Origin of the sequence: Streptococcus mitis, assembly GCF_016658865.1 — a bacterium.
Classification (GTDB): Bacteria; Bacillota; Bacilli; order Lactobacillales; family Streptococcaceae; genus Streptococcus; species Streptococcus mitis_BT.
On the sequence record NZ_CP067992.1, the window covers coordinates 2,024,444 to 2,033,396 of the forward strand.

Here is an 8,953-nt window from a genome sequence, read left to right on the forward strand (position 1 = left end):
TCGACCAGTTGGTCGATTTTTTTAATCTTCTTCCATTTTCTTAGGTCGATAAGCTAGCATACCTAAACCAGTAAATAGGGCTAATATCACAGCAAGGAAAATGACTTGATGATGAATATTTCCTGTCATAGAAATTGTTTGTCGTAATCCCGAAACTGAATAACTCATTGGTAACCAAGGATTAATAGCTCTAAAGAAATTATTTGTCAAAGCAAGTGGATAGGTACCTGCACTTGATGCTAACTGTAATAATAGCAAAATAAGAGAGAAGAAAGCTCCTACACGGCTATTCCATGTTGTTAATGCAGTTACAATAGACATAAATGTTAAGCTTGCGATAATAATTAAGAACAAGGTTCTCATTTCATGATTTGCTGTTAGACCAATAAGATGAACGCCACCATAGACTAAGACAGCGGCTAAAACAGCTATAACTCCATTTATCTCAAAGCGAGATTTGAACCAAGCCCAGCGAGTTTCAGGATGACGACCTGAAGGTAATTTAGCAAAAATCATATTTGTTGATAATGCAGCGACAAAGAGAGCGACTGATATCATATAAGGAGCCATAGCAATCCCATTTACAGGAACTTGATCATTGTCTGTTTTTGAAAGATTGAGTGGATTTGACAAAATCTCTGCATTTTTAGATTCTGTTGATGCTGATTTTAGTTGATTGCTAGCACTTCTTAAGCCTTGTCCTAGATCAGTAGTTCCTACTTGTAAACTTTCAATACCAGCAGTTAAAGTTGCTCCACCTTCAGCTAATTTTCCAGTACCATCTGCTATCTTCATAGCGCCACTTCCTAGTTGGGATGCTGCAGAAAGTAATTGTGTTGATTTATCTGTTAATTGATCAGAGCCAAATTGTAATTTAGTAAGACCTGCTATTAACTCTGGACTCTTATTGTTCAATTGAGCAGAACCAGATGATAGTTTTTCAATACCTGTTACTAATTCTGGAGTTTTCCCAGCTAGAGTATCCAAACCAGTTGTCAATTTTGAAGAGTTTTCTGTCAACTTGGTTGAGCCAGAAACCAATTGATCCAAACTTGTTGTTAAAGTTGTATTCTTTTTACTTAGTTGATTTACACCTAAAGAAATAGTATCCAATCCCTTAGTATACGCATTAACTCCATTTTCAATTGATTGACTTCCGGGAACTAACTGATTATCTACAGCATTTTGCAACTGTGTAAATCCAATTGACATAAATGTCAAGGAACTAGACGCTATAGGTAAAAGTTGATTTGCTTTAGTCTGTAAAGTAGAAAGATTAGAGACTGGTTGGTTTATACTTCCTAAATTTTCTTTTAAATCTCCTGCCGTCGTTAAAATTGCTTTTGCTGACTCTATCGTAGAATTAGAATTATTTGAAACAGCTTCAGTCAATTCTTTTTTCTGAGTTTCAGTGAGAGATTGATAAGTTGCTGTTGCTTGAAGATTTGTAAGAGTTTTCTCTTGCTCTGCTTGACTATTAGTCACAATAGTTTGAGCAAGAGTCGTTATATTTGTTAAGTCATTAGATATTGTATTTTTAAGATCAGTATTATCTGAAACTGTAACTGATTGGAGAGCCTTATTCAACTCATCTAAACTGCTTGCTAACTGTGTTATATCCTCTTTCTGTTGAGATGAAGTATTTAATTGTGTGGATATTTCTTTTATTCCTTTATTTAATTGAGTAATACCGTCTCTCAATGTATCTGATTGACTTGATAGTTGGTTTGTACCAACAGATAATTTGTCAACTCCGCTTGTATAGGCATTGACACCAACCGAAAATTGACTGAGACCTGAATTGAGTTGTGAAACTCCACCAGCATATGACTTCATCCCTGTATTTAACTGGTTGACACCTGCAACTAATTCTGGAGTTTTCGAAGATAATTGATTAAGTCCTGTGTCAACCTGTGAAACCGCACTTGTATAGTTCTGTAAACCATCATTAAATGTTCCTAAGCCACTATTCAGTTGCTTTACTCCTGTGACATACGTTGTCAACCCTTTTGTAAATTGATCTGTTCCATCCGAAAAGGTTAAACTTGAGCTAGCTAAAGTAGCAAGATTTGAAGACAATGTCTGACTTCCTACAGCTAACTGACTGGCCCCGTTAGCCAATTGTTCACTTCCATCGGCTGCCTTCGTTAAACCGGATTTTAAATCACCCATCTTTTGAAATAAAGCTTTCGTATAGGATTCGGTTACATTAGCAGAAACATTCTGTTTTAACTGTGTCATCGCAGAATCGCTCATCTTGCTGGCAATAAAACTATGACCACTTGAAGTCTGATAATCGATTTGCATTTGCTCTGGATGGTTCGTTAAAATAGAAGCTGCTTTTTCAGATAAATCACTTGGTAAAGTCACTACCATATAGTAATCGCCATCTTCCAATCCCTTCTTTCCTTCATCTTCATCTACAAAATGAAAATCCAATGATTTATTTTGCTCTAAATTAGACACCATGTCTTTTCCTATAGCCATGGTATTACCGTTATAGGAAGCTTCTTTATCATTATTGACAACTGCCACAGGTAAGTCAGACAATTGACCATATGGATCCCACATTGATGACAAAAATATGACATTGTACAGAGCGGGAATAAGAGAAATCCCTATCATGACAATAATAAAGTTTGGTTTTTTAAAAATTGCTTTCCATTCTTTAAACATAGTTTCTCCTTTTTTAAACATATTGTCTAAAATTTTGATATAATAGATTATACAATAAAAAATATAAATTACAAGATAAAAAAATCAATTTTTAGACACATAGTCTAATTTGTTTATAAGGAGGAAATATGCAAGAAAGTAACAAACGCTTAAAAACAAAGCGAACTATTGAAAATGCTATGGTACAACTACTGATAGAACAGCCATTTGATCAAATTTCTACTGTCAAGTTAGCAAAAAAAGCCGGAATTAGTCGTTCCAGCTTCTATACTCACTATAAGGATAAGTATGATATGATTGAGCACTATCAAAGCAAGCTATTCCATACATTTGAATATATTTTTCAAAAACATGCTCATCACAAAAGAGACGCTATTTTAGAAGTCTTTGAATATCTAGAATCAGAACCACTTCTGGCTGCCCTTCTTTCTGAAAATGGGACTAAAGAAATCCAAAATTTCTTACGAAATAAACTTCATATTATGCTCAGTACGGATTTACAAAAACGCTTTATGCAACTAAATCTAAATACCACTGAATTAGAATATAGTAGCATCTATCTAACTCATGCACTTTTTGGTGTTTGTCAAACTTGGATTGCACACGGAAAAAAAGAAAGTCCTCAAGAAATAACAGACTTCCTTATGAAGATGCTTGGTGATACAAATTGATACAAAAAGAGGAACACAGTTGTGTTCCCTTTTATCTATACTCCGCCAGTAGGACTCGAACCTACGACATCATGATTAACAGTCATGCGCTACTACCAACTGAGCTATGGCGGATAAAATAGTCCGTACGGGATTCGAACCCGTGTTACCGCCGTGAAAAGGCGGTGTCTTAACCCCTTGACCAACGGACCTTCTATCTGTAGCAGATATAACCATTATATCAATTTCTTACTAATTGTCAATCACTTTTGAGATTTTTTCTCTAGAATATCTTTTAATTTTCTAATTTTTAATCTTGAAATAGGACAACGATGGTCTTCATAGAAAACAATTTCTAAGTTTTTTCGATCAATTTCTCTGATATTCCCTATATTTACCAAAAATGACTTGTGAGGAGAATAAAATCGCTGAGTATGTTTGTCCTTTTCCTGAATATCTGTCATGGTACCGTAAAACTCTTTTGCAAAATTTTTACCAATAATGCGCAATTTATGAGAAACTCCTGTCGTTTCAATATACAGAATGTCATGGTAAGGAATTTTTAAATCATTTCCCTTGTAATTATAGTCAAAATAATCTACCACATCTTCATTTTCAAGTAACATACTCTTCGTGTAGAAGATATTTTGCTCAATTCTCTTCTTAAACAACTCATCATTGATATCCTTATCAACAAAATCTAAGGCTGATACCTGGTATTTATAGGTTAGAGTCGCAAACTCTGATCGACTGGTGATAAAGACGATAATAGCATAAGGATTGTGATGACGAATAAACTGAGCAACTTCAAACCCTTTTTTCTCAATTCCATGAATATCAATATCTAGAAAATAAAGCTGGTTTACTTCATCATTTTCGATATATTCCTTAAACTCACGAACTTTTCCCGTTGTCTTGTATGATATTGGAATATTCGATTCTTTCGAAATTTCATCCAATATTCTCTCTAGTCTCACTTGATGTTCAATAACATCTTCTAAAATTAAAACTTTCATTCAAATTCCCTCTTAAATCTAATGATTTGTCTAAATGTACTGCCTTCCATCTCTGTTTCTAAAATAATATTGTTGTACTTATCTAATAGTTCTTTCACATTATTTAATCCTACTCCGCGATTTCTTCCCTTAGTGGAGAATCCTAAAGCAAATAGATCTCCTGAAGGAGTCATCGTCATTTTACATGAATTCTGAATCACAATAACTGTTTCAGTTTCCATCTTAATAACTGCTACTTCCATCTGCTTTTTATAACTATCAGCCGATCCTTCAACAGCATTGTTCAATAAAACACTCATGATACGAACCAAATCCAATAGTTCAATTGGGAGCTTGGTAATCGTATCTTTTACTTCCAGTGTAAACTCTACACCATTATTTCGAGCATAGACAATTGACTGAGCAACCAAACTTCGTAAAGCTGAATCTTCTATGTTGTTCAAGTCAAAGTAAGTGTATTTATCTGAACGCAGTTTGTGATTTGCTTTGACCAAAACTTCAGTATAAACTCTGTCAATTTCCTGTAAATTACCACTGTCAATTGCCATCTGCATGCTGACAAGCATCCCAGCATAGTCATGTCTAAACCCACGTATTTCATTATACAAAGCAACAATTTCGTCTGTATAATTCTGTAAATGTTTCTGTTCAAATTTCTTCTGCTTCAAAGCAATCTCTTTCTCCATTTGTTCTTTATGAGAGTTCATTGCAAAGAAAGTCAAAAGTAAAGAGATAAAGACAATAGATGATAAAATACTTCCAAAACTATTCAAATGTTTAATCGTACTTACCATATCTGAAATGAAAGATACAATATGTAGCAATAGTAAAGCAAAAAAGACTTTTTTCAAGAAAGGATAGAGATAATCTTTGTCAAAATAGTTTAGTTCCAAATGGAAATAACGAATGATTGTTACGATAACGACATAAGTCAACACCGTTACAACTAAAAAGAATAGGCCATAATATTGTAAAACAAAATTGTCTCCTGTTAGAGAGGAGAAAGTTACAGACAGAAAGGTATGAGTGCTCTCATATAAAAGAGATAGTAGTAAACTTAGGAATAGTCCTCTATCCCTCTTATACTGTTTAATACATTTAAAATAGAAATATAGCATCAAAGGAAATAAAAATGTTCCAATCCCTAACCCCTCTAAGTATAGAAGATAAAAAGGAAGGTCAAGTACTGTTCCTACTAGTAATGTATAACCACCAAAAAAGCATAATTCCTTTGTTTTTATTTGCCTTTTACAAATTAAACGGTAACTTTGACTAATAATAAAAACATATAATATCAAATCTACTAATAAGAAAAAATCCATTATTCTACTCCCTTATCTTCTTTTGAAGAGATTAAGTAAACTATTAATTGTTTTTCTAGTTTCCCCACCTCGAATCTCCTGCAAGTCTTTTTCCTTCAAGGCTACAAACTGTTCCAATTTAACTGTGTTTTTCATAATAAAATCTCCTAAAGTGTTTTTTCCTGTAAGCTAACTTACAAAAACTATTATACAAAATGGAATTTCATTGTAGATAAAATTCTCTCAACTGTCATTTTTTTCTCCCCAAGTGTACTTTTTTAAGAAAAAAGCCGGGAAAATTCCCAGCTTTGCTACTATATTGATCCCAGCAGGATTCGAACCTGCGACCGTTCGCTTAGAAGGCGAATGCTCTATCCAGCTGAGCTATGAGACCTAATACAGCTATTCTACCAAAAATCCAATTGAAAGTCAATTTTCTATTTATGATAGGGTGATCCCTGCTGAATCGTAAAAGCCCGATAGATTTGTTCAACAAGGACTAGTCTCATTAACTGATGAGGCAAGGTTAAGCGACTAAAACTAACAGAAAGATTGGCTCTTTTTTTTACATCCTGTGCTAACCCCAGACTCCCTCCAATAATAAAGGTAAGAGTAGAAAATCCTTTTATAGAAGCTTCTTCTAGCTGCTTACTAAATTCTTCTGAGGAGAAAGTTCTCCCTTCGATAGCCAACGCAATAACAAAATCACGGTCACCAACTTTTGATAAAATTCTCTGACCTTCTATTTCTAAAATCTTTTGATTTTCTGACTCACTGGCCCTATCTGGTGTTTTTTCATCTGCTAGCTCAATCATTTCAAGCTTAGCAAATCGAGAAATTCGTTTTGAATACTCTGCGATACCATCTTTTAAATACTTTTCTTTCAGTTTCCCAACTGTTACAACTTTAATTTTCATGACTCTATTCTAACATATTCTCTATTTTTTCACATCTTATTCACAAAATAAAAGGTTAATTTTAGCCGAGAAAACCACAGATTTTTGAAAGTTATCCACAATCTGTGAAAAACTTTTATTTTTAAGTTATAATTAAGCTAGTCAGTTTATACTTTCAGTAATTTCAAACAAATGGAGGCAAATATGAAACATCTAAAAATATTTTACAAAAAATGGTTTCAATTATTAGTCGTTATCGTCATTAGCTTTTTTAGTGGAGCCTTGGGTAGTTTTTCAATAACCCAGCTAACTCAAAAAATTGGTGTAAGTAGCTCGAACAACAATAGCACCATTACACAGACTGCCTATAAGAACGAAAATTCAACAACACAGGCTGTTAACAAAGTAAAAGATGCTGTTGTTTCTGTTATTACTTATTCAGCAAACAGACAAAATAGCGTATTTGGTAATGATGATACTAACACAGATTCTCAGCAAATCTCTAGTGAAGGCTCTGGGGTTATTTATAAAAAGAATGACAAAGAAGCTTACATTGTCACCAACAATCACGTTATAAATGGCGCCAGCAAAGTAGATATTCGTTTGTCAGATGGAACTAAAGTACCTGGAGAAATCGTCGGAGCTGATACTTTCTCTGATATCGCTGTCGTCAAAATCTCTTCAGAAAAAGTGACAACAGTAGCTGAGTTTGGTGATTCTAGCAAGTTAACCGTAGGAGAAACTGCTATTGCCATCGGTAGCCCGTTAGGTTCTGAATATGCAAATACTGTCACTCAAGGTATCGTATCTAGTCTTAATCGAAATGTATCTTTAAAATCTGAAGATGGACAAGCCATTTCTACGAAAGCCATCCAAACTGATACTGCTATTAACCCAGGTAACTCTGGTGGCCCACTAATCAATATTCAAGGACAGGTTATCGGAATTACCTCAAGTAAAATTGCCACAAATGGAGGAACATCTGTAGAAGGTCTTGGTTTTGCAATCCCTGCAAATGATGCTATCAATATTATTGAACAATTAGAAAAGAACGGAAAAGTGACTCGTCCAGCTTTGGGAATTCAAATGGTCAATCTCTCAAATATTAATACAAGTGATATTAGAAGACTGAATATTCCAAGCAGTGTAACATCTGGTGTAGTTGTTCGTTCTGTGCAAAGTAATATGCCTGCAAATGGTCACCTTGAAAAATACGATGTTATTACAAAAGTAGATGACAAAGACATCGCTTCATCAACAGACTTACAAAGTGCTCTTTACAATCATTCTATCGGAGACACCATTAAGATAACTTACTATCGTAACGGTAAAGAAGAAACTACATCTATTAAACTTGACAAGAGTTCAGGTGATTTAGAATCTTAATTGACATCTATGTAAAGAAAGCTTTACATAAGAGAAAAGATGTGTTAGTGTAGAATCATGGAAAAATTTGAAATGATTTCTATCACGGATATACAAAAAAATCCCTATCAACCTCGAAAAGAATTTGATGGAGAAAAACTACATGAACTAGCACAGTCTATCAAAGAAAATGGGGTCATTCAACCGATTATTGTTCGTCAATCTCCTGTTATTGGTTATGAAATCCTTGCAGGAGAGAGACGCTATCGCGCTTCACTTTTAGCTGGTCTAACGTCTATCCCAGCTGTTGTTAAACAACTTTCAGACCAAGAGATGATGGTCCAGTCCATCATTGAAAATTTACAAAGAGAAAATTTAAATCCAATAGAAGAAGCACGCGCCTATGAATCTCTTGTAGAGAAAGGATTTACCCATGCTGAAATTGCAGATAAAATGGGCAAGTCTCGTCCTTATATCAGCAACTCCATTCGTTTGCTTTCCTTACCAGAACAGATTATCTCAGAAGTAGAAAATGGCAAACTATCACAAGCTCATGCGCGTTCTCTAGTTGGGTTGAATAAGGAACAACAAGACTATTTCTTTCAACGAATTATAGAGGAAGACATTTCTGTAAGGAAGTTAGAAGCTCTTCTGACAGAGAAAAAACAAAAGAAACTTCAAAAAACGAATCATTTCATACAAAATGAAGAAGAACAGTTAAAAAAACTACTCGGATTAGATGTAGAAATCAAACTGTCTAAAAAAGATAGCGGAAAAATCATTATTGCTTTCTCAAATCAAGAAGAATACAGTAGAATTATCAACAGCCTGAAATAAGGCTGTTCTTTTATTTTTTTATCTCACAATGTTATCCACTCTTTTTTTTAATAAAAAGCTTAATAAATCAATAGTTTCTGATTTTATCCCCAACCTGTGGATAACATTTGATAACATTGTGGATTATTTTTCACAGCTTGTGGAAAATTCTTGCTATCTATGGTAAAATAAGTCTAGCATTAAACTTTTAAATAGTAAAGGAGGAGAAAGGA

The 8,953-nt window shown here is 34.1% G+C and carries 8 protein-coding genes and 3 tRNA genes; 3 read left to right on the top strand and 8 right to left on the bottom strand.

Translation table 11 applies throughout. The features are described 5' to 3' along the window. Window positions 1-21: 21 nt before the first annotated feature. Window positions 22-2,676, bottom strand: coding sequence for a YhgE/Pip domain-containing protein (locus tag JJN14_RS09950; protein ID WP_201058572.1), 2,655 nt, complete (start codon window positions 2,674-2,676; stop codon window positions 22-24). Between the two features lie 128 nt (window positions 2,677-2,804). Here JJN14_RS09950 and JJN14_RS09955 point away from each other — a divergent pair, with 128 nt between their 5' ends. Continuing rightward, window positions 2,805-3,347, top strand: coding sequence for a TetR/AcrR family transcriptional regulator (locus JJN14_RS09955; protein WP_201058573.1), 543 nt, complete (start codon window positions 2,805-2,807; stop codon window positions 3,345-3,347). Window positions 3,348-3,387: 40 nt separating this feature from the next. Here JJN14_RS09955 and JJN14_RS09960 read toward each other — a convergent pair. The 7 genes from JJN14_RS09960 to rlmH form a co-directional block, all read right to left on the bottom strand. Continuing rightward, a tRNA-Asn gene (locus JJN14_RS09960) sits at window positions 3,388-3,461 on the bottom strand. Window positions 3,462-3,466: 5 nt separating this feature from the next. Next, window positions 3,467-3,538, bottom strand: a tRNA-Glu gene (locus JJN14_RS09965). 51 nt (window positions 3,539-3,589) lie between these two features. Then, window positions 3,590-4,342 (bottom strand): competence system response regulator transcription factor ComE, encoded by a 753-nt coding sequence (comE, locus tag JJN14_RS09970; protein WP_000866073.1) that lies wholly within the window; start codon window positions 4,340-4,342, stop codon window positions 3,590-3,592. Beyond that, the gene (comD, locus tag JJN14_RS09975; protein WP_201058574.1) at window positions 4,339-5,664 is read right to left on the bottom strand and encodes a competence system sensor histidine kinase ComD; all 1,326 of its coding nucleotides are present in this window, start codon (window positions 5,662-5,664) and stop codon (window positions 4,339-4,341) included. Before comD ends, comE begins: the two co-directional genes overlap by 4 nt. 12 nt (window positions 5,665-5,676) lie before the next feature. After that, window positions 5,677-5,799: a competence-stimulating peptide ComC gene (comC, locus tag JJN14_RS09980; protein WP_020902306.1), complete on the bottom strand. Its 123-nt coding sequence runs from the start codon at window positions 5,797-5,799 to the stop codon at window positions 5,677-5,679. A gap of 164 nt (window positions 5,800-5,963) precedes the next feature. Then, window positions 5,964-6,037 (bottom strand) — tRNA-Arg (locus tag JJN14_RS09985). A 43-nt stretch (window positions 6,038-6,080) separates the two neighbouring features. Beyond that, complete coding sequence (rlmH, locus tag JJN14_RS09990) at window positions 6,081-6,560, bottom strand: 23S rRNA (pseudouridine(1915)-N(3))-methyltransferase RlmH (protein ID WP_064276841.1); 480 nt, start codon at window positions 6,558-6,560, stop codon at window positions 6,081-6,083. A gap of 183 nt (window positions 6,561-6,743) precedes the next feature. Here rlmH and JJN14_RS09995 point away from each other — a divergent pair, with 183 nt between their 5' ends. Continuing rightward, entirely contained in the window at window positions 6,744-7,925 is a 1,182-nt protein-coding gene (locus JJN14_RS09995; RefSeq protein ID WP_153219714.1) for a S1C family serine protease, read from the top strand. Between the two features lie 57 nt (window positions 7,926-7,982). Next, on the top strand, window positions 7,983-8,741 hold the full coding sequence (locus JJN14_RS10000) for a ParB/RepB/Spo0J family partition protein (RefSeq protein WP_049509403.1): 759 nt from the start codon (window positions 7,983-7,985) through the stop codon (window positions 8,739-8,741). Window positions 8,742-8,953: the final 212 nt, after the last annotated feature.